We start from the raw sequence: 20,570 nt of genomic DNA, 5'->3' as shown, positions 1-20,570 counted from the left end.
GATGACCGCGTTCCGGCAGGCCGGGCGCGGGACCAAGATGCTCATCGCCGGCGGTATGGCCGCGGTGGTCGTCGTGGCCGGTGTGCTGTGGTGGATGTTCGACCACTACAACACCACCAAGATCACCGCGTACTTCGACAAGTCGATCGGCATCTACCAGGGTTCGGAAGTGCGCATCCTGGGCGTGCCGGTGGGCAAGGTCGATTCGGTCGAGCCGGTCGGCGAGCAGGTGAAGGTGACCATGCAGGTCGACCGGAAGTACGACATTCCGGCCGACGCCAAGGCCGCGCAGATCACCCCGTCGGTGGTGTCCGACCGCTACATCCAGCTCACGCCCGTCTACAAGGGCGGTCCGAAGATGCCGCGCACCGCGACGATTCCGAAGGAGCGCACCGCGACTCCGGTCGAGGTCGACCGGCTGTACAAATCCATCGCGCAGCTGTCGGACGCGCTGGGTCCCGAGGGCGCCAACAAGGACGGCGCGCTGAACGATCTGGTGCGCTCGTCGTCGGCGAATCTGGCCGGTAACGGTGAGGCGCTGGGCAACAGCCTGGCGCAGCTGTCGCACGCGGCGCGCTACCTGTCCGACGCGCGCGGCGACATCTTCGACACCATCAAGAACCTGCAGATCTTCGTGCGCATGCTCGCCGAGAACGACGCGCAGGTCCGGCAGTTCAATACGCAGCTGGCGGATCTGGCGGGATTCCTCGCCGACGAACGCCAGAACCTCGGGCAGGCCCTGAACCTGCTGTCGGTCGGGCTCGGTGACGTGGCCCGATTCGTCGACAACAACCGGGATCTGATCGCGGACAACGCCGAGGCGCTGACCCACCTCACCCAGACCCTGTCCGACCAGCGCCAGGACGTGGCCAACCTGTTGCCGGTGCTGCCGCTGGCGCTGAGCAACCTGATCAACGTGCACAACGGCGAATCCGGCACGCTCGATATGCGCGCCAACTTCACCGATCTGCAGAATCCGTTCGGCGCGGTCTGCAAGATGCTCGACCTCGGCCAATTGCGGCCCGGGGACCCGAAATTCGACGCCATCAGCAGGCAGATGCGCCCGATCCTGGATCAGTGCAAGACGATCACCGACCAGGTCAAACAGGGTGTTGTCACCCCGTCGCTGATCCTGCCGTTCGGCATCCTCTCGGGTGAGAACGAGCAGCGCGCCCCCGTGCCCGGCACCGTCCCGGGCACCCCGTCGAACCAGCTGCCGCCGTCCCAGCAGGAAGGTGGTCCGCGATGAGTGCCGTTGCGGGATTCCGGCCGAAAGCGCGCCGGAAAAAGGGCGGCAGGGCGCGAGGTTTCGCCGCGGCCGCGGTGATCGGCATCTCGGCCGTGCTGGTGAGTTCCTGTGCCTCCGACGGCATCTACAGCGTGGCGCTGCCCGGCGGGGCGGACATCGGTGACAACCCGATGCGCATCGACGTGCGGTTCGACGATGTGCTCGACCTGGTGCCGCAGTCGGCGGTGAAGGTGGACGGTGTGGCCGTCGGGCGCGTCGACAAGATCGATGTGGCGGCCGACGGCTGGACCGCGAGCGTGCACACGCTGGTCAATTCGTCGGTGAAGCTGCCCGCCAACGCGCTTGCCGAGGTGAAGCAGTCCAATCTGCTGGGCGAGAAGTTCGTGGAACTCACCGCGCCCAAACAGGATCCGTCCGCCGACCAGCTGAGGGACGGCGCGGTCATCCCGGTCGAGCGCACCCGGCACGCCACCGAGGTCGAGCAGGTGCTCGGCGCGCTGTCGCTGCTGCTCAACGGCGGTGGCGTGGCACAGCTGCAGCCGATCGTGGTGGAGCTGAACAAGGCGCTCTCGGGCCGCGAGGACAAGGTCCGCTCGCTGCTGGACCAGGCCGACACCCTCATCACCGGCCTGAATCAGCAGGTCGATGACATCCAGCACGCGCTGGACGGGCTGGGCACGCTCTCGACGCGGGTCGGCCAGCAGACCGAGCAGATCGGCAAGATCCTCGACGAGCTGCCCGCCGGCGTGAAGGTGCTCAACGAACAGCGCCCGCAGCTGATCGGACTGCTGCAACAGCTGGATCGAGTGGGCCAGGCCGGATTCGACGTGCTCGACAAGTCCAACGCGAACCTGATCCGCGACCTGCAGGCGCTGCGCCCGACCCTCCAGGAGCTGGGCCGCTCGGCGCCGGACCTGGTGACGGCGTTCCCGCTGATCCCGACCTATCCGTTCCCGGACGAGGCGATCAAGTCCGCCATCGGCGGCTCGGTGAACACCTGGCTGTCGGTGGACTTGCAGATCGGCACCACGCTGTCGAATCTCGGTGTGGGCAAACAGGATCCGGTCTACATCCCGCCGCCCTACGGCCCGCCGGTGCCGGTGAATCCGAGCAACCCGTATTACAACGGCAACGGTCCGCGGCCCGGGTGGCCGACGGTGTCGCTGCTGCCGCTGCCGCCGACCGTCGTCGCTCCGGCCGACGGTCGACCGGGTGACCCGATCGGCTCGATCCTGGAGCAGTTGGGAGTGAAGCCGCGGTGAGGACAACGAGACAGCACCCCCGGGCGACGGCGCCGAGCGTTGGCGAGGTGACGTCGTGAGTAAATTGGTGCGGTACCAGCTGATCGCGTTCGCCGTGATCGCGGTGGTCGGCGTGGTGTTCGTCGGCGGCAAGTACATCAAGCTCGACCACATGCTGGGCTTCGGCCAGTACGACGTGCGGGTGAAGATGAAGGAGACCGGCAACCTGTCCAAGGGCGCGGAGGTCACCTACCGGGGCGTCCCGGTCGGGCGCGTCGGCGCGCAGGACATCACCCCCGACGGGGTGGTCGTCCACCTCGAGATGGATTCGGGCAAGCCGAAGGTGCCGCAGACCGCGAAGGCCTCGGTTGCCAACCGGTCGGCGATCGGCGAGCAGTTCGTCGACCTGGTTCCGTCTACCTCCGGCGGCCCGTACCTGAAGGACGGGTCGGTGATCGACGGCGCCGAGATCCCGATCCGGGTGGAGGACCTGCTGGCCAGCGTCAACCACTTCGCGAGCACCACCGATCTGCGGGCCCTCTCCAGCACCGTCACCGAACTGGGCACGGCGCTCGACGGCCAGGGCGACAACCTGCGCATCCTCATCGACTCGCTGAACAAGTTCAGCCAGACCGGTGTCGAGGCGATGCCCCAGACCCTCGACCTGATCCGCGACGCGCAGACGGTGCTCGGCACGCAGAGCGAGCAGTCGCCCGCGATCCGCCGGTTCAGCGACGGCCTGGACAAGCTGGCGATCCAGTTGCGCGCCAACGATCCCGACATCCGCCGGCTGATCGGCACGGGCGCCGACGCGGGCAACGCGATCGGGAATCTGCTGACCCAGAGCGCCGACCCGCTGACCAAGGATCTGACCAACCTGCGGTCGCTGCTGCTGGCGGTCTCGCCGAAGTACTACGCGCTGGCGCCGCTGGTGCAGATGCTGCCGCTGCTGTCGATCGGCGGCTCGGCCACCGCGCCCGGCGACAACACCAGCCACTTCGGCCTGGTGCTGGAGGTCAACAACCCGCCCGCCTGCACCGTCGGCTACGAGGGCACCCAGCGGATCCTCGAACAGATGAAGGCGCAGAACCCCAACTTCGACGACACCCGCGACGACTTCCCGTTCAACACGGACGCGAAATGCACTGTGCCGTTCGGGAATCCGACCGCGGTACGCGGTGGTGAGCGCGCGGATCTGGCCGATCCGAGCGTGCAGCAGCCGTGGGATTCGACGCCGAAGACCGACCCGGAGAAGCTGAACCTGAATCCGGTTGCCGCCCAGTTGGCTCCCCTCATCGGGGTGACCCCGAAGCGGTGACGGCGGGCACAGCTCCGACCCGGGTCTATGAACCCGGAAAACCGACGACGCTAGGGTGTCGCTGTGAGTTCTGATCTGACCACCCCGCCGGCGCAGCCCGCGCCGGAGCCCGCCACCGCGGACGCCCCGCCGACTGCGGAACGCCCGGCCGATGCCGCCTCGCGCGGACGGCTGCGGACGGTGATCACCGCAGTAGCTGCGGTGTGGCTGGTCGTGGCGGTGGTCGCGGCCGCCTGGCTCGGCGGGGGATGGGTGCGCGCGGCGCTGTTCACCGACGGCCCGCGCGCCGACGCCCGCGACACCGCGCTGGATTCGGCGCGGCAGGCCGCGATCAACCTGTCCTCGATGAATCCGGACAACGTCGACGGCTCGATCGATCTGATGAAGTCGTCGATGACCGGGGACATGCTGGCCCAGCTCGACCAGAACCGCGACCGCATCAAGCAGGCCGCGCAGAACTCCAAGACCAAGATCGAGGCCAAGGTGCTGGGCGCCTCGCTGAACTCGCTGAACAGCGAGCGCGACAAGGCCTCGGCGATCGTGGTCCTGCAGCTCACCCAGACCGCGCCGAATGTGCCGGTGCAGTCCTTCCGGGCCACCTGGACGCTTGATATGGCCAAGGCGGGTGACGACTGGAAGACCGAGCAGGCGAATTCGCTCGGGCAGATGGTCCCGCTGAACGCGCCCGAGATGACCGGCGCCCCCGGCCAGCCCGCCCCCGGCCCCAACCCCGCGCCTGCTCCCGGCGACACCCCCGCGCCGCCCGCGCCGGGCCAGCCGGGATCGTAGGAGGTAGACGTATGAACTCGCGCCGACCCGTCAACAAGGTCTCCAACCGCCTCCGGCCGACCGAGGGGGCTCCCAAGAAATCGGAAGGCTCCGAGCGGCCCGCCCGCCAGGGCGCCGTGGCCGCCCGTCGCGCCAAGCGTGCGGGTGGTGAATCCCGTTCCACGCGTTCCACGTCCGATACGCCGGCCCGGTCTGTAGCCGGAGTGTCGTCCACCCGCCCCGCCCCTGCCGCCCCCGAAACCTCTTTTTTCCGGCGCGTTTTTGGCCGGAACCCCTCGAAAACGAGTGGGCTTCGGTCGTCGTGGGGCCTGGCGGCTGGGCTGCTGGTGGCGGCTGTGCTGTTGAGTGCGTTCGCGGTGGTGGCGTTCTTCCGGCCGGGGGTGGCGGATGGGAACGAGGCGTTCGTCGATACGGAGGCGACGCAGGAGGTGACCGCGGCGGCCGATCACGCGCTGAAGACGGTCTACTCCTACGACGTCAAGACCGTGGGCGGCTACAAGGACGCCGTGCACCAGGTCGTGACGGGCAAGATGCGCGGTGACTTCGACAAGTTCGCCGACACCACCGTCTCCGCCATCCAGCAGGCCCAGTCGACCGCGCAAGCGACTCCGGAACCGATCGGTGTGACTTTGCTCACCGGTGATCGCGCCGAGTTGCTGGTGAACCTGACGGTGAGCGCGACCAAGAACAATGTCCCGCAGGAGAGCGCCTCGGGGCCGGTGGTCCTCCACATGCAGAAGATCGACGGCCACTGGCTGGCCAGTGAAATCACCGACCGCTGAGCTAACGACTGGCAATCTCCACAGCTCAGCGGTCGATTCACCAGGGCGGTAGGGGAGTTCGAAGCGGGGTCAGCAGGGGATTTGCCGCCTCCTACACTTGACGAGTTTCGTCCGACCCGTCACGCTATTCACAACAGCGGCAGCTGTCACAGGGCCTGGGGCCCGGGTGGACGCGCCGCCGAGGGCCCGCTCGCAGCCAGCGGAAAACGGGTCCCGGCGCGCCAGCCGTCCGAAACGTGGTTCGGATGGTACTTTGACACCCCTTCTGTAAGGGTGTAGGTTAGGTCTTTGCGCTGGCTGCCTCCTGTCCTTACCTTGATCGCATCTACGAAAGTTCCACCGTCGAGGTGTTACTTCCGTTTTTTGCTGTTCGGGTTTCGTTCGGGTTGTGACCAGCGGAATTCGTAGCAAAGACAAGCGACGGTCGCTGTGGTGTCACGTACGTACTGGCACCACCGCGGCCCGCGTGAGGTGCTGGAAGGACGCATCTTGGCAGTCTCCACCCAGACCAAGGCCGGTATCCCCGGAGCCCCGAAGCGGGTGTCTTTCGCGAAGATCCGCGAGCCCTTGGAGGTTCCGGGTCTTCTCGATCTACAAACCGAATCGTTCGCCTGGCTGATCGGCTCACCGGACTGGCGGGAACGGGCTAGCGCCCGCGGCGACGTCAGTCCCGTCGGCGGGCTCGAGGAGGTGCTCGAGGAGCTCTCCCCGATCGAGGACTTCTCGGGATCGATGTCCCTGTCCTTCTCCGATCCACGCTTCGAAGAGGTCAAAGCCTCCATCGAGGAGTGCAAGGACAAGGATATGACCTACGCGGCGCCGTTGTTCGTGACCGCGGAGTTCATCAACAACAACACCGGTGAGATCAAGTCGCAGACGGTTTTCATGGGTGATTTCCCGATGATGACCGACAAGGGCACGTTCATCATCAACGGCACCGAGCGTGTGGTGGTGTCGCAGCTGGTGCGTTCGCCGGGTGTGTACTTCGACGAGTCGATCGACAAGACCACCGAGAAGCTGCTGCACAGCGTTCGCGTGATCCCGTCGCGCGGCGCGTGGCTCGAGTTCGACGTCGACAAGCGCGACACGGTCGGCGTGCGTATCGACCGCAAGCGTCGCCAGCCGGTCACCGTGCTGCTGAAGGCGCTGGGCATGACGACCGAGGAGATCGCCGAGCGCTTCGGTTTCTCCGAGATCATGATGTCCACGCTGGAGAAGGACAACACCGCCGGTCAGGACGAGGCGCTGCTGGACATCTACCGCAAGCTGCGTCCGGGCGAGCCGCCGACCAAGGAGTCCGCGCAGACCCTGCTGGAGAACCTGTTCTTCAAGGAGAAGCGCTACGACCTGGCCCGCGTCGGCCGCTACAAGGTCAACAAGAAGCTGGGCGTGAACGCGGGCGAGCCGGTCACCGGTTCGGTGCTGACCCGCGAGGACATCGTCGCCACCATCGAGTACCTGGTCCGCCTGCATCAGGGCGACCGGGAGATGACCGTTCCCGGCGGCGTCGAGGTCGGCGTCGAGGTCGACGACATCGATCACTTCGGTAACCGTCGCCTGCGCACCGTCGGCGAGCTGATCCAGAACCAGATCCGGGTCGGCCTGTCGCGCATGGAGCGCGTCGTGCGCGAGCGCATGACGACGCAGGACGTCGAGGCCATCACGCCGCAGACCCTGATCAACATCCGTCCCGTCGTGGCGGCGATCAAGGAGTTCTTCGGCACCTCGCAGCTGTCGCAGTTCCTGGACCAGAACAACCCGCTGTCGGGTCTGACCCACAAGCGCCGCCTGTCGGCGCTGGGCCCGGGTGGTCTGTCCCGCGAGCGCGCCGGCCTGGAAGTCCGCGACGTGCACCCCTCGCACTACGGCCGCATGTGCCCGATCGAGACGCCGGAAGGCCCGAACATCGGCCTGATCGGCACCCTGTCGGTGTACGCGCGGGTGAACCCGTTCGGCTTCATCGAGACGCCGTACCGCAAGGTGACCGACGGCCGGGTGAGCGACGAGGTCGTCTACCTGACCGCCGACGAGGAGGACCGCCACGTCCGCGCCCAGGCCAACTCGGCCGTAGACGCGGACGGCAACTTCCTCGACGACCGCGTGCTCGCCCGCCGCGGCAACGAGGAGATGGAGTTCGTCTCCCCGCGCGAGGTCGACTACATGGACGTCTCGCCGCGCCAGATGGTGTCGGCCGCGACGGCGATGATCCCGTTCCTCGAGCACGACGACGCCAACCGTGCCCTCATGGGCGCGAATATGCAGAAGCAGGCCGTGCCGCTGATCCGCGCCGAGTCGCCGCTGGTCGGCACGGGCATGGAGCTGCGCGCGGCGGTCGACGCCGGCGATATGGTCGTGAACGAGAAAGCCGGTGTGGTGGAGGAGGTTTCGGCCGACTACATCACCGTCATGCACGACGACGGCACCCGCCGCAGCTACCGCATGCGGAAGTTCTCGCGCTCCAACCAGGGCACCTGCGCCAACCAGCGTCCGATCGTGGACGAGGGTCAGCGCGTGGAGCACGGTCAGGTGCTGGCCGACGGTCCGTCCACCGAGAACGGTGAGATGGCGCTCGGCAAGAACCTGCTCGTCGCCGTCATGCCGTGGGAGGGCCACAACTACGAGGACGCGATCATCCTGTCGCAGCGCCTCGTGGAGGAGGACGTCCTCACCTCGATCCACATCGAGGAGCACGAGATCGACGCCCGCGACACCAAGCTCGGCGCCGAGGAGATCACCCGCGACATCCCGAACGTCTCCGACGAGGTCCTCGCCGACCTCGACGAGCGCGGCATCGTGCGGATCGGTGCCGAGGTCCGCGACGGTGACATCCTGGTCGGCAAGGTCACGCCGAAGGGCGAGACCGAGCTGACCCCGGAGGAGCGCCTGCTGCGCGCGATCTTCGGCGAGAAGGCCCGCGAGGTCCGCGACACGTCGCTCAAGGTGCCGCACGGTGAGTCCGGCAAGGTCATCGGCATCCGGGTGTTCTCCCGCGATGACGACGACGATCTGCCTCCCGGTGTCAACGAACTCGTCCGCGTCTACGTTGCCCAGAAGCGCAAGATCCAGGACGGTGACAAGCTCGCCGGCCGCCACGGCAACAAGGGCGTCATCGGCAAGATCCTCCCCAAGGAGGACATGCCGTTCCTGCCCGACGGGTCGCCGGTCGACATCATCCTGAACACCCACGGTGTGCCGCGTCGTATGAACATCGGCCAGATCCTGGAAACCCACCTCGGGTGGGTCGCCAAGGCCGGCTGGAAGGTCGAGGGCAATCCGGAGTGGGCGAAGGACCTGCCGGAGGAGATGTGGGGCCAGGAGCCCGATACCAACATCGCCACCCCGGTGTTCGACGGCGCCCAGGAGGACGAGCTGACCGGTCTGCTCGGGTCCACCCTGCCCAACCGTGACGGTGAGGCGATGGTGAACGCCGACGGTAAGGCGGTGCTGTTCGACGGTCGTTCCGGCGAGCCGTTCCCGTACCCGGTGGCGGTGGGCTACATGTACATCCTGAAGCTGCACCACCTGGTGGACGACAAGATCCACGCGCGCTCGACGGGCCCGTACTCGATGATCACACAGCAGCCGCTGGGTGGTAAGGCGCAGTTCGGTGGTCAGCGCTTCGGTGAGATGGAGTGCTGGGCCATGCAGGCCTACGGCGCCGCCTACACCCTGCAGGAACTGCTGACCATCAAGTCCGACGACGTGGTGGGCCGCGTGAAGGTGTACGAGGCGATCGTCAAGGGCGAGAACATCCCGGAGCCGGGCATTCCCGAGTCCTTCAAGGTGCTCCTCAAGGAGCTCCAGTCGCTGTGCCTCAATGTCGAGGTGCTGTCGTCCGACGGCGCGGCCATCGAGCTGCGCGAGGGCGAGGACGAGGACCTGGAGCGCGCCGCGGCGAACCTGGGAATCAACCTGTCCCGCAACGAGGCTGCGACCGTAGACGATCTGGCGCAGTGAGCCGATTCGGTCCCCGAGGGCGTATTGCCCTCGGGGGCGGTGGAACTAGCGAATTTTGCTCGAAACTCAACCCGAACAGGGGAAAGGAAGTTACGTGCTAGACGTCAACTTCTTCGATGAACTCCGGATCGGCTTGGCTACCGCCGAAGACATTCGCAATTGGTCTTACGGTGAGGTCAAGAAGCCGGAGACCATCAACTATCGCACGCTCAAGCCGGAGAAGGACGGCTTGTTCTGCGAGAAGATCTTCGGTCCCACCCGGGACTGGGAGTGCTACTGCGGCAAGTACAAGCGCGTGCGCTTCAAGGGCATCATCTGCGAACGCTGTGGTGTCGAGGTGACGCGCGCCAAGGTGCGCCGCGAGCGGATGGGCCACATCGAGCTGGCCGCTCCGGTCACCCACATCTGGTACTTCAAGGGTGTGCCGAGCCGGCTCGGCTACCTGCTGGACCTGGCGCCGAAGGATCTCGAGAAGATCATCTACTTCGCCGCGTACGTGATCACCACCGTCGACGACGATCTGCGCCACAACGAGCTGTCCACGCTCGAGGCGGAGATGGAGGTCGAGAAGAAGGCCGTCGCCGATCAGCGCGACGCCGATCTCGAGGCTCGTGCCCAGAAGCTCGAGGCCGACATCGCCGAGCTGGAGGCCGAGGGCGCCAAGTCCGACGTCCGCCGCAAGGTGAAGGACGGCGGCGAGCGTGAGATGCGCCAGCTGCGCGACCGGGCCCAGCGCGAGCTGGACCGGCTCGACGAGATCTGGAGCACCTTCACCAAGCTGGCTCCCAAGCAGCTGATCGTGGACGAGGTGCTCTACCGCGAGCTGCAGGACCGCTACGGCGAGTACTTCACCGGTGCGATGGGCGCCGAGGCCATCCAGAAGCTCATGCAGAACTTCGACATCGAGGCCGAGGCCGAGAACCTGCGTGAGACCATCCGGACGGGCAAGGGGCAGAAGAAGCTTCGCGCCCTCAAGCGCCTGAAGGTCGTCGCCGCGTTCCAGACCAACGGCAACTCGCCGATGGGCATGGTGCTCGACGCCGTTCCGGTGATCCCGCCGGAGCTGCGGCCGATGGTGCAGCTGGACGGTGGCCGCTTCGCGACCTCCGACCTGAACGACCTGTACCGCCGCGTCATCAACCGCAACAACCGCCTCAAGCGACTGATCGATCTGGGCGCGCCCGAGATCATCGTCAACAACGAGAAGCGGATGCTGCAGGAGTCGGTGGACGCCCTGTTCGACAACGGCCGTCGTGGCCGGCCGGTCACCGGTCCCGGTAACCGTCCGCTCAAGTCGCTGTCGGATCTGCTCAAGGGTAAGCAGGGCCGCTTCCGGCAGAACCTGCTCGGTAAGCGCGTCGATTATTCCGGTCGCTCCGTTATTGTGGTCGGTCCCCAGCTGAAGCTGCACCAGTGCGGTCTGCCCAAGCTGATGGCCCTCGAGCTGTTCAAGCCGTTCGTGATGAAGCGCCTGGTCGACCTGAACCACGCGCAGAACATCAAGTCCGCCAAGCGGATGGTCGAGCGGCAGCGCGCCCAGGTGTGGGACGTCCTCGAAGAGGTCATCGCCGAGCACCCGGTGCTGCTGAACCGCGCGCCCACCCTGCACCGCCTGGGTATCCAGGCCTTCGAGCCGCTGCTCGTCGAGGGTAAGGCCATCCAGTTGCACCCGCTGGTGTGTGAGGCGTTCAACGCCGACTTCGACGGTGACCAGATGGCCGTCCATCTGCCGCTGTCGGCGGAGGCGCAGGCCGAGGCCCGCATCCTGATGCTGTCGTCGAACAACATCCTGTCCCCGGCGTCCGGCCGCCCGCTGGCCATGCCGCGCCTGGACATGGTGACCGGTCTGTACTACCTGACCCGCCGCGTCGAGGGCGCGAAGGGCGAGTACCGGCCCGCCACCAAGGACGAGCCGGAGTTCGGCGTGTACTCCTCGCCGGCCGAGGCGCAGATGGCGGTCGATCGCTCCGAGCTGACCGTGCAGTCGCTGATCAAGGTGCGGTTGACCGACCAGCGTCCGCCGCGCACCGTCGAGGCCGAGCTGTTCCCCGAGGGCTGGCAGCCCGGTGACGCGTGGACCACCCAGACCACGCTGGGCCGGGTGCTGTTCAACGATCTGCTGCCCGCGGACTACGCGTTCATCGACGAGATCATGCCGAAGAAGCGGCAGGCGGCGATCATCAACGATCTCGCCGAGCGCTACCCGATGATCGTGGTCGCGCAGACCGTCGACAAGCTCAAGGACGCCGGCTTCTACTGGGCCACGCGTTCGGGTGTCACCGTCTCCATGTCGGACGTGCTCGTTCCGCCGGAGAAGGCCGACATAATGGAGCGGTACGAGCAGCAGTCCGACCAGATCGAGAAGAAGTACCAGCGCGGTGCCCTCGATCACCAGGAGCGCAACAACGCCCTGGTGAAGATCTGGCAGGAGGCCACCGAAGAGGTCGGTAAGGCGCTGCGCGCGCACTACCCGGCCGACAACCCGATCATCACGATCGTCGATTCGGGCGCCACGGGTAACTTCACCCAGACTCGTACCCTCGCGGGCATGAAGGGCCTGGTGACCAACCCGAAGGGTGAGTTCATCCCGCGGCCGATCAAGTCCTCGTTCCGCGAGGGCCTGACGGTGCTGGAGTACTTCATCAACACCCACGGCGCGCGAAAGGGTCTGGCCGACACCGCGCTTCGCACCGCAGACTCGGGTTACCTGACCCGTCGTCTGGTGGACGTCTCGCAGGACGTCATCGTCCGCGAGGAGGACTGCGGCACCGAGCGTGGCATCAACGTCCGGATCGCGGAGAAGATGCCCGACGGCAGCCTGATCCGCGACGCGCACGTCGAGACCAGCACCTACGCCCGGACCGCGGCCGTCGACATCGTCGACGCCAACGGCAACGTCGTGGTCGAGAAGGGCCACGACATCGGCGATCCGGCGATCGAGGCGCTGCTCGACGCGGGCGTCACCGAGGTCAAGGTCCGGTCGGTGCTGACCTGCACCTCCGGCACCGGTGTCTGCGCGATGTGCTACGGCCGCTCGATGGCGACCGGCAAGCTCGTGGACGTCGGTGAAGCGGTGGGTATTGTGGCCGCCCAGTCCATCGGTGAGCCCGGTACCCAGCTGACCATGCGTACCTTCCACCAGGGTGGTGTCGCCGGTGACGACATCACGGGTGGTCTGCCCCGCGTGCAGGAGCTCTTCGAGGCTCGTGTGCCGAAGGGTAAGGCGCCCATCGCCGAGGTGTCGGGTCGCGTGCGGCTGGAGGACGACGACCGCTTCTACAAGATCACCATCATTCCGGACGACGGTTCGGACGAGGTGCTCTACGACAAGCTGTCGAAGCGTCAGCGGCTGCGGGTGTACAAGCACGACGACGGCTCCGAGCGCCTGCTGTCGGACAACGACCACGTCGAGGTCGGCCAGCAGCTGCTCGAGGGTTCGGCCGATCCGCACGAGGTGCTCCGCGTGATGGGTCCGCGTCAGGTGCAGATCCACCTGGTCCACGAGGTCCAGGAGGTCTACCGGTCGCAGGGTGTGTCCATCCACGACAAGCACATCGAGGTCGTCGTGCGGCAGATGCTGCGCCGCGTCACGATCATCGACTCGGGCGCGACGGAGTTCCTGCCCGGTTCGCTGGTCGAGCGCGCCGACTTCGAGGCCTCGAACCGCCGGGTCGTGGCCGAGGGCGGCGAGCCGGCCTCGGGTCGCCCGGTGCTGATGGGTATCACCAAGGCGTCGCTGGCCACCGATTCGTGGCTGTCGGCGGCCTCCTTCCAGGAGACGACTCGTGTCTTGACGGACGCGGCGATCAACTGCCGCTCCGACAAGCTGATCGGCCTGAAGGAGAACGTGATCATCGGCAAGCTGATCCCGGCCGGTACCGGTATCAACCGCTACCGCAACATCCAGGTGCAGCCGACCGAGGAGGCCCGCGCGGCCGCCTACGCGGTGCCGTCCTACGACGACACCTACTACACCCCGGACGGCTTCGGCCAGACCACGGGTGCGGCGGTCCCGCTGGACGACTACGGTTTCAGCGACTACCGGTAATCCGGTAGGAGACACCAGCATTCGGCCCCCGCTCCAAAGAACGGAGCGGGGGCCCTTTGCGTCTCCGCGCGGGGCCGGTGTATATCGTGTGGGACCTGTCGTCGCGGGACCTGTGTATATCGTGTGGGGCCTGTGGTCGCGGGACCTGTGTACGTCGTGCCGGGCCATGTGCATGCGGGCACGGCCTCAGTCCCACCACAGGCTGACCAGGCCGTGGGTGTGGTGGCCCATGCCGAGGGCGTCGGCGGCCTCCTCGTCGGTGTGGACCGTGATGTCGTCGGGGTGCCAGCGCTCCTCGACGGCGAGGCGGGCCACCGTGCGCGCCTGGTAGCGGTTGTCGGTGAGGACGAAGAGGGTGTCGGCGTTCCAGTGGTTGCCGCGCAGGTCGCGGAGTTTGATCAGGGATCCGCTGGGCAGGCGCTCCGGGTCGTGGCGCCAGGTGACGCCGAGGCGGTCCATACAGGCCGCGAGCCAGAGATCCTCGTGCCGTTCGAGACTCGCGGCCACCCGGTGACCGTCGAAGGCGTTGAAGCCGGCGCGGCGGAGCAGTTCGAGCTGGATGTGCTGGGTGGTGGCGTCGGAAAGCGGCACGGTATTCATCGAATCCCCCCTTGTCGTGGCCTGCGTGACCAGGCTCGTTCACGGTAGCGCGGGGGACCGACAAGGTGTGGTCGCGCGCTAGCCGTCCTCGCCGCGGCGGACGATGACGACGCCGGTGAGAATCAATGCGCCGCCGAGGAATTGGAGAAGGCGGGGTGTCTCGCCGAGCAGCGCCCAGGCGAAGATGAGGGCGGCCAGGACCTCGCCGAGCGCCACGAACGAGGCCAGTCGGGATCCGAGCAGGCGGGTGGCGGCGATGCCGGTGACGTAGGCGATCGCGGCGGTCACCACGCCGAGGGCGAGAATCGGGACCCACCACGGCGTCTCGAAACCCCGGAACGTCACCGGATTCGCGGTCGCGGCCATCGGCAGGATGCCGGCGGCGCCCGCCGCGAGCAGGCCGAGGCCACCGATCAGCAGGCCGCCGGTGGCGAGGACGGTGCCGGGCAGCGAGCCGTCGCCGTGCGCCGACAACAGGAAATATCCGGCCGCGCCCACCATCGCGCCCAGCGCCCAGGCGATGCCCACCCAGCTCGCCGAGAGCCCGGAGCGGAGATCGAGAACCAGGATCAGGCCCAGGATTCCGAGTATCCCGCCGCAGACCGTCGCGACTCCCGGGCGCCGGCGATGGCGCACCCACAGCCAGCCCACCACCGCGATCGGGGCGGTGTACTCGATCAGCAGAGCCACCCCGACCTGCATATGCGCCACAGCGTTGAAGTAGCCGAGCTGAGTGCCCGCGACGGCGAACAGTCCGTAGGCGAGGATCAGGGAAGTATTGCGCCGCAGCAGGTTCCAGTCTCCCCGGAGTTGGTAGAGGGCGATCGGACCGAGTACGGCCGCGGCCAGCAACACCCGCACCGCCACCACCGTCGCGGCGCTCCAGCCCGCATCCATCAACCCGCGCGCCAGCGGCCCGGACAACCCGAACGACGAGGCCGACGCTCCCGCGAGAATCAGGCCGAGCCCAGTGCGCGCCCGTACCGGCCTGTCATTGGTCAACGTCGCCATGGCTAATGACGCTAAGACGGCCTTGGTAATCTGTCAACATGGCATTTGATCATGACACCGTGGATTCGATGGCCGCGGCGGTGGAGCTGGTGAATTCGGCGGAGGAGCCGGACACGCTGACCGAGATCGCCCAGCTCGACGCGTTCTTCGTCCGGCATGCCTACACCGGCGTCCACACCGGGACCGAAGCCGAGTTCGCGGAGGTCCGCGCGCTGCGCGCCCCGCTGCGCCGGCTGCTCACCAGCGACCGCGATACGGCGGTCCGGCTGGTGAACGGCATCCTCGCCGAGCATCGCGCGATACCGCAGCTGGTCCGCCACGGCGACGTCGACTATCACGTGCATGCCGTGACGCCGGACGCGCCGCTGGCCGTGCGCATCGCCGTGGAAACGGCCATGGCCATGATCGACCTCATTCGCAGCGACGAATTGAGCCGCCTCGCGATCTGCGCCGACTCTTCTTGCGCCGGAATAGTTTTCGATATCTCCCGCAATCGCTCCCGTCGTTACTGCAGTACCGCCTGCGGCAACCGGAACGCCGTCGCCGCCTACCGCGCCCGCAGGAAGTGAGCCCCGGCGCAGGAGTTCGCGCGGAGTTCAGAAGCGTGTCACCGCGACGACGATCGCCGCCGAGCACGATGGGCGCATGCGACGTATGCGAGCTCTCGGCATCGTGGCGGTGCTGGCGGCGGGGGCCGTGACCGCGGGATCGGCCACGGCCGACGGCCCGCGACCGTTCGATCTCCAGGCCCACCGCGGCGGGCTCGGGCTCGCGGTGGAGAACACCCTGCCCGCCTTCGCCAATGCCCTCGAGCTGGGGGTGAGCACGCTGGAGCTGGACGTGCAGATCACCGCCGACGGATTCCCCGTGGTCACCCACGATCGGGATCCTAGCCCGGCGAAGTGCGTGGATACCGTACCGGCCTTCCCCGGCGACCCGAGATTCCCGTACGTGCCGGGCACCGTGTACATCAAGGATCTGACGCTGGCGCAGGTGCGCACCATCGACTGCGGGGGTGCTCGAATGCCTGTGCTCTCCGAGGTTTTCGATCTGGTGCGGCGGTATCGCGCCGACGGGGTGATGATGAATATCGAGACCAAGGTGGAGGCCGGCGCACCCGGGCAGACCGCGCCGCGAGAGCAGTTCGTGCAGGTAGTCGCGCGGGAGATCCGCCGGGCGGGGATCGGGCGGCAGGTCACCGTCCAAAGCTTCGACTGGGGTTCGCTGATGCGGATGCGCGAGGTGGCGCCCGAACTGCCCCTGGTCGCGCTGACCAGCGGGCAGGATTTCTTGCGGGCGGGGGAGCCCGGGGCGTCACCGTGGCTGGGCGGGCTCGATATCGATGACTTCCCGGGTCTCCTCCAGGAGAAATTCGTCGCCGCGGCAGCGTCTTTCGGCGCCGCGGCGGTGTCCCCGGTGCACGGTGATCCGCAGGACGGCAAGATCGGCGACCCGGGCTGCCGGCCCTTCACGACCCCCGATCTGGTGCGCGCCGCACACCGGCGCGGTATGCGCGTAATCCCTTGGACGGTCGACGATCCGGCGACCATGACGGCGCTCCTGGATCTCGGCGTGGACGGGATGATCACCAATCGTCCGGACGTGCTGCGAAATGTGCTCTCCGACCGTGGGTCTCGGTTGCCTCCCTCCTATCCTCGGCCGTGAGAGTCGTTCCGGGACAACAGTGTGTCGACCACCTCGGTCAGTACGCCGGTATCGGCGGCAGCGTCGGTGCGCCAGGCGATGAAGCCGTCCGGTCGCACGAGGATTGCGCCGCGGTCGCCGATATGAACGGCCGCCGCCGCGGCATCGTTCAGGCAGGCGGCGCGCAGGTCGAATTCCATGGCGGCGGCCGTCTTTCGCGCCGCCTCACACCAGTCCTCGCCGCGTGGCCCGGCCAATACCGCGAACCGGGAGTCGTTGAGGTCCAGAGTGGATACGCCGGGAGCGATCCAGAGATGGGGCATGCGTGACCCCGGCGCGCCGTCCAGGGCGGCGGCGACGTCCTCGGTGGACGGAAGCGCGAGAACCGGATCGATCACCGCGGCCGACGCGTACCGGTAGCCCATGGTCACCATCGGCGCATTCCACACCCCGGCCGCCGCACGCTCGGCCACCGCGTCCGAATCCCAGTGCAGGCGTGGGTTGTCCAGGCGGAGCAGGGCCTGGCGAGTGACCAGTTCGGCGATCGCGTGCCGCTCGGTGTGATAGGTGTCCAGCAGCCCGTCGCCCGCCTCGCCACGCAGCACGGCGGCCAGTTTCCAGGCCAGGTTGTGGGCGTCCGCCACGCCGGTATTGAGCCCGAAAGCGCCGAGGGGAGAGACGGACCGGGCCGCGTCACCGACCAGAAAGCTTCGCCCGCTGCGGAATTCGTCGGCCATGCGCACCGTCGCCCGCCACGGTATCGCGCTGACGAGGCGCGCCGGCACGTCCGCGCCGATCGCGGTGCGCATCACGTCGGCGCAGTGCCGGTCCGGCATGGTCGTCTCGCCGGGCGGCAGCTGGACGTGCAGGGCCCAGCGCTGTTCGCCGACGGCAAGCAGGACTCCGGGCGCGTCCGGGTGGTCGATCTGAGTCATCACCGGCATCGAGCCGAAATGGGCGACCAGATCCGCGTCGAACAGGATGTTCATATTGGTGGGTCCGATCTCGCCGGGGCCCGTAGTGGTGATGTCCAGTTTCCGGCGGACCGTGCTGTTCACCCCGTCCGCGCCGATCAGGTAGTCGGCGTGGACCACTCGTCCGTCGGACAGCGTGACGGCGACCGAGTCGCGGTCCTGGGCGACCTCGGTCACCTCGACCCCGAATTCGACGGTGGCCCCGCGCTCGCGGGCGGCGGGTAGCAACGCCGAATCGAGCCTGTTCTGCGGGTAGTGCCCGCTCGGCGACTCGGGTGAGAAGTCCAGGCCCGCCGGAGGTTTCGGTTGCCGTGCCGTGCCCCGGTCGATCTCCGCGACGGTGCGTGCCTCCGCTCGCCACGGCTGCGCCGACCGGACGGCGACCCGGGCCAGGTCCTCGCGCAATCCGGCCTCGCGGAAGAACTCCAGCGTGCGCGGGCTGATGCCGAGCGCGCGCGGATGGATCGAGGGCCGTTCGCGGCGCTCGACCACCAGCGATCGCACCCCGTGCTGCCCGAGAAAGACGGCGGCGGCCAGGCCAACCGTTCCACCCCCGGCGATGACGACCGGCACATGAGACATGAGAACTCCTAACCGGGAACGCTGTTCCCTATATGGGAACACTGTACCCGACGCGTACGCTGTGCCCATGCCGACTCCGTCTCAGCCCGCGACGCTGGTGTGGATGCGCGACCGCGCGCGCGGTGGCCGCCCGGTCATCACCGAGGAGAAGATCGTGGCCGCCGCCATCGCGCTCGCCGACGCCGAGGGCATCGACGCGCTGTCCATGCGGCGCATCGCGGCGGAGATGGGCTCCGGCACGACCTCGCTCTACCGCCACATCGCCAACAAGGACGAGCTGATCGAGTTGATGGTCGACGCGGTGTACGCCGAAATCCCGCTGCCCGAGCCCGCCGGCGACTGGCGCGCGGGAACGGCCGCCCACGCCCGCGACTTCCGGGCACTGCTGCTGCGGCATTCGTGGCTGGCGCAGCAGGCCACTCGCCGTCCGGCGCTCGGCCCCAATGTGATCCGCCAGGCCGATCACGCGCTCGGCCTGGTGGACGCGGCCGCGAACGATGCCACCCGCGCCGCGTTGGTCGTGCACGCCGTCAACACCTACGTGATCGGTTCCGTCGCCACCGAATTGGCCGAACTGGAGGCCCAGCGCAGCACGGGCATGACCGAGGACGAGTGGCGAATGTCGGTCGGGCAATACGTCAGCCAGGTGGTCGACTCCGGCCGCTACCCGTACTTCAACCGCCGCGTCCTCGAGGCCGAGGACCCCGACGCCGAAGCCCGCTTCGAATTCGGCCTCACCGCGCTGCTCGCGGGCCTCGCGGCAACTCTCACCGCCGAATAGCTCTCCCTGTAGACGGCGCTGCGATGGACAGGGGTGGGGTGGCCCGGGTATGAAACTAGAACGTGTTTCAACTTGGAGGGAGTGGCGATGGGCAACGCGGCGCTGGGTGAACTGGGCGAGCTGGTGATGGCCGGGTTCAAGAAGCTCGGGTTCCTGCAGTACGCGGGGATAGACGGCGTCGAGTATCGGCCCGGTCGCAATGTGGTGGGGATGGAACCGAAGCCGGAGCATCTGAACCACAACGGCGATGTGCACGCCGCGATCCTGTTCGGACTGGCGGAGACCGCGGCGATGGGCGCCTCGATCTCCGGAATCGTGGATCTGATGGGGGAGACGTTCATCGTCGCCCGCGACGGCCGGATCGAATATCTGGCCCGCGCCAAGGGCACGGCCGGACCCTTCCACGCGACCTCCGAGCTGTCGGCGGAGACCATCGAACGGACGCGCGCCGATATCGCGGCCCGCACCCCGATCGAACTGGACGTACCGGTCGACATCACCGACAGCACCGGGAAATCCGTGGCCGCGGCCTCGTTCACCGCGGTGATCCGGCCGCGCCGCTGACCGGTCAGCGCTCGCTGTCGAGCATCTCCATCTGCGGCGCGGCGTAGCGGGTCCCGGCCACGCGGTCGGCCGGGGCGGCGGCCTCGACCTCCGCCAGCTCGTCGTCGGACAGCCGGATGTCGAGCGCCGCGGCGGCCTCGGTCCAGCGCTCGACGCGGCGGGCCCCGACCACCGGGACGATATCCGCGCCCCGCGACAGCACCCAGGCGATGGCGAGCTGGGCCACGCTGACCCGGCGCTGCTCGGCGATCTTCGCCAATGCCTCCACCAATTGCAGGTTGGCCGTGAGGTTCTCGCCCTGGAAGCGCGGGCTGTGCGCGCGGAAGTCGTCGGAGGCGAAGGTGGTCCGGCCGCCGCGCAGCGAATCGCTGAGCAGCCCGCGCGAGAGCACGCCGTAGGCGGTGATCGCGGTGCCGAGCTCGCGGGCCGTCGGCAGGATCCGGTCCTCGATGCCGCGGGAGATCAGGGAGTACTCGATCTGCAGGTCCGCGATCGGGTGCACGGCCGCCGCGCGCCGCAGCGTCTCGGCGCCGACTTCCGACAGGCCGATGTGGCGCACGTACCCGGCCTCGACCATCTCCGCGATCGCGCCGACGGTGTCCTCGATCGGGACGTCCGGGTCCAGGCGGGCCGGGCGGTAGATATCGATGTAGTCGACGCCCAGGCGTTGCAGGGAGTACCCCAGGAAGTTGCGCATCGCCGTCGGCCGGGCGTCTATGCCGCCCCAGCTCCCGTCCGGACCGCGCATCGCGCCGAACTTCACGCTGAGTAGGTAGTCCTCGCGTTTGCGGTCGGCGAGCGCGCGCCCGACGAGCGACTCGTTGTGGCCGAACCCGTAGAAGTCGCCGGTGTCGACCAGATTCGCGCCGGCGTCGAGGGCGGCGTGCACGGTGGCGACGGACTCCGCCTCGTCGGCGGCGCCGTAGGGTCCGGACATGCCCATGGCGCCCAGGCCGATGCGGCTGGTGACGGGCCCCGTGGCCCCGAGCTGAGTTTTCTCGATGGTCGTCATGCCGACATCGTGCGCGCC

General features: G+C 67.8%; 15 protein-coding genes. 11 read left to right on the top strand and 4 right to left on the bottom strand.

All coding sequences use genetic code 11. The annotated features are described in order from the left end of the window. Position 1 precedes the first annotated feature (1 nt). The 7 genes from ON41_RS28235 (at position 2) to ON41_RS28205 (ending at position 13,384) form a co-directional block, all read left to right on the top strand. Positions 2-1,249: an MCE family protein gene (locus ON41_RS28235; protein ID WP_040751110.1), complete on the top strand. Its 1,248-nt coding sequence runs from the start codon at positions 2-4 to the stop codon at positions 1,247-1,249. Then, a complete protein-coding gene (locus ON41_RS28230) occupies positions 1,246-2,511 on the top strand; it encodes an MCE family protein (protein ID WP_083905695.1) in 1,266 nt (421 codons plus the stop codon). The genes ON41_RS28235 and ON41_RS28230 overlap by 4 nt, the downstream gene beginning before the upstream one ends. Positions 2,512-2,566: 55 nt before the next feature. Then, a complete protein-coding gene (locus ON41_RS28225) occupies positions 2,567-3,808 on the top strand; it encodes an MCE family protein (protein WP_040750980.1) in 1,242 nt (413 codons plus the stop codon). Between the two features lie 63 nt (positions 3,809-3,871). Beyond that, on the top strand, positions 3,872-4,597 hold the full coding sequence (locus ON41_RS28220) for a hypothetical protein (RefSeq protein WP_051162668.1): 726 nt from the start codon (positions 3,872-3,874) through the stop codon (positions 4,595-4,597). A 335-nt stretch (positions 4,598-4,932) separates the two neighbouring features. Further along, positions 4,933-5,379 (top strand): hypothetical protein, encoded by a 447-nt coding sequence (locus tag ON41_RS43195; RefSeq protein ID WP_246460980.1) that lies wholly within the window; start codon positions 4,933-4,935, stop codon positions 5,377-5,379. 471 nt (positions 5,380-5,850) lie between these two features. Further along, positions 5,851-9,336: a DNA-directed RNA polymerase subunit beta gene (gene rpoB, locus ON41_RS28210; RefSeq protein ID WP_040750977.1), complete on the top strand. Its 3,486-nt coding sequence runs from the start codon at positions 5,851-5,853 to the stop codon at positions 9,334-9,336. Between the two features lie 94 nt (positions 9,337-9,430). Continuing rightward, positions 9,431-13,384, top strand: coding sequence for a DNA-directed RNA polymerase subunit beta' (locus tag ON41_RS28205; RefSeq protein ID WP_040750975.1), 3,954 nt, complete (start codon positions 9,431-9,433; stop codon positions 13,382-13,384). A gap of 186 nt (positions 13,385-13,570) precedes the next feature. Here ON41_RS28205 and ON41_RS28200 read toward each other — a convergent pair whose 3' ends face one another. Beyond that, a complete protein-coding gene (locus ON41_RS28200) occupies positions 13,571-13,984 on the bottom strand; it encodes a hypothetical protein (protein WP_040750974.1) in 414 nt (137 codons plus the stop codon). Positions 13,985-14,062: 78 nt separating this feature from the next. Next, positions 14,063-14,995, bottom strand: coding sequence for an EamA family transporter (locus ON41_RS28195; RefSeq protein ID WP_040750972.1), 933 nt, complete (start codon positions 14,993-14,995; stop codon positions 14,063-14,065). A gap of 38 nt (positions 14,996-15,033) precedes the next feature. Here ON41_RS28195 and ON41_RS28190 point away from each other — a divergent pair, with 38 nt between their 5' ends. Together ON41_RS28190 and ON41_RS28185 are read left to right on the top strand one after the other, a co-directional pair. Next, positions 15,034-15,564 carry a CGNR zinc finger domain-containing protein gene (locus tag ON41_RS28190; protein ID WP_040750971.1) on the top strand — a complete coding sequence of 177 codons (531 nt, stop codon included), beginning with the start codon at positions 15,034-15,036 and terminating at the stop codon, positions 15,562-15,564. 76 nt (positions 15,565-15,640) lie between these two features. Next, positions 15,641-16,660: a glycerophosphodiester phosphodiesterase family protein gene (locus tag ON41_RS28185; RefSeq protein WP_063709967.1), complete on the top strand. Its 1,020-nt coding sequence runs from the start codon at positions 15,641-15,643 to the stop codon at positions 16,658-16,660. Here ON41_RS28185 and ON41_RS28180 read toward each other — a convergent pair. Further along, positions 16,645-18,195 carry an FAD-dependent monooxygenase gene (locus ON41_RS28180; RefSeq protein WP_040750967.1) on the bottom strand — a complete coding sequence of 517 codons (1,551 nt, stop codon included), beginning with the start codon at positions 18,193-18,195 and terminating at the stop codon, positions 16,645-16,647. The two genes, ON41_RS28185 and ON41_RS28180, sit on opposite strands and share 16 nt — an antisense overlap. A gap of 67 nt (positions 18,196-18,262) precedes the next feature. On the opposite strand from ON41_RS28180, the gene ON41_RS28175 reads away from it, so the two are divergent. After that, positions 18,263-18,976, top strand: coding sequence for a TetR/AcrR family transcriptional regulator (locus ON41_RS28175; RefSeq protein ID WP_040750965.1), 714 nt, complete (start codon positions 18,263-18,265; stop codon positions 18,974-18,976). A gap of 87 nt (positions 18,977-19,063) precedes the next feature. Next, the gene (locus tag ON41_RS28170) at positions 19,064-19,540 is read left to right on the top strand and encodes a PaaI family thioesterase (protein WP_040750964.1); all 477 of its coding nucleotides are present in this window, start codon (positions 19,064-19,066) and stop codon (positions 19,538-19,540) included. Between the two features lie 4 nt (positions 19,541-19,544). Here ON41_RS28170 and ON41_RS28165 read toward each other — a convergent pair whose 3' ends face one another. Continuing rightward, positions 19,545-20,552 (bottom strand): aldo/keto reductase, encoded by a 1,008-nt coding sequence (locus tag ON41_RS28165; RefSeq protein ID WP_040750962.1) that lies wholly within the window; start codon positions 20,550-20,552, stop codon positions 19,545-19,547. Positions 20,553-20,570 lie beyond the last annotated feature (18 nt).

This window comes from Nocardia transvalensis NBRC 15921 (assembly GCF_000308875.1).
GTDB lineage: Bacteria > Actinomycetota > Actinomycetes > Mycobacteriales > Mycobacteriaceae > Nocardia > Nocardia transvalensis.
This window is presented reverse-complemented; position numbering and strand designations above follow the sequence as displayed.

Excerpts from the sequence above, each read along its gene's own strand:
- ON41_RS28170 (WP_040750964.1), top strand. The coding sequence starts at position 19,064 with ATGGGCAACGCGGCGCTGGGTGAACTGGGCGAGCTGGTGATGGCCGGG.
- ON41_RS28185 (WP_063709967.1), top strand. The coding sequence starts at position 15,641 with ATGCGACGTATGCGAGCTCTCGGCATCGTGGCGGTGCTGGCGGCGGGG.
- ON41_RS28230 (WP_083905695.1), top strand. The coding sequence starts at position 1,246 with ATGAGTGCCGTTGCGGGATTCCGGCCGAAAGCGCGCCGGAAAAAGGGC.
- ON41_RS28200 (WP_040750974.1), bottom strand. The coding sequence starts at position 13,984 with ATGAATACCGTGCCGCTTTCCGACGCCACCACCCAGCACATCCAGCTC.
- ON41_RS28180 (WP_040750967.1), bottom strand. The coding sequence starts at position 18,195 with ATGTCTCATGTGCCGGTCGTCATCGCCGGGGGTGGAACGGTTGGCCTG.
- ON41_RS28175 (WP_040750965.1), top strand. The coding sequence starts at position 18,263 with ATGCCGACTCCGTCTCAGCCCGCGACGCTGGTGTGGATGCGCGACCGC.
- ON41_RS28195 (WP_040750972.1), bottom strand. The coding sequence starts at position 14,995 with ATGGCGACGTTGACCAATGACAGGCCGGTACGGGCGCGCACTGGGCTC.
- ON41_RS28190 (WP_040750971.1), top strand. The coding sequence starts at position 15,034 with ATGGCATTTGATCATGACACCGTGGATTCGATGGCCGCGGCGGTGGAG.
- ON41_RS28235 (WP_040751110.1), top strand. The coding sequence starts at position 2 with ATGACCGCGTTCCGGCAGGCCGGGCGCGGGACCAAGATGCTCATCGCC.
- ON41_RS28165 (WP_040750962.1), bottom strand. The coding sequence starts at position 20,552 with ATGACGACCATCGAGAAAACTCAGCTCGGGGCCACGGGGCCCGTCACC.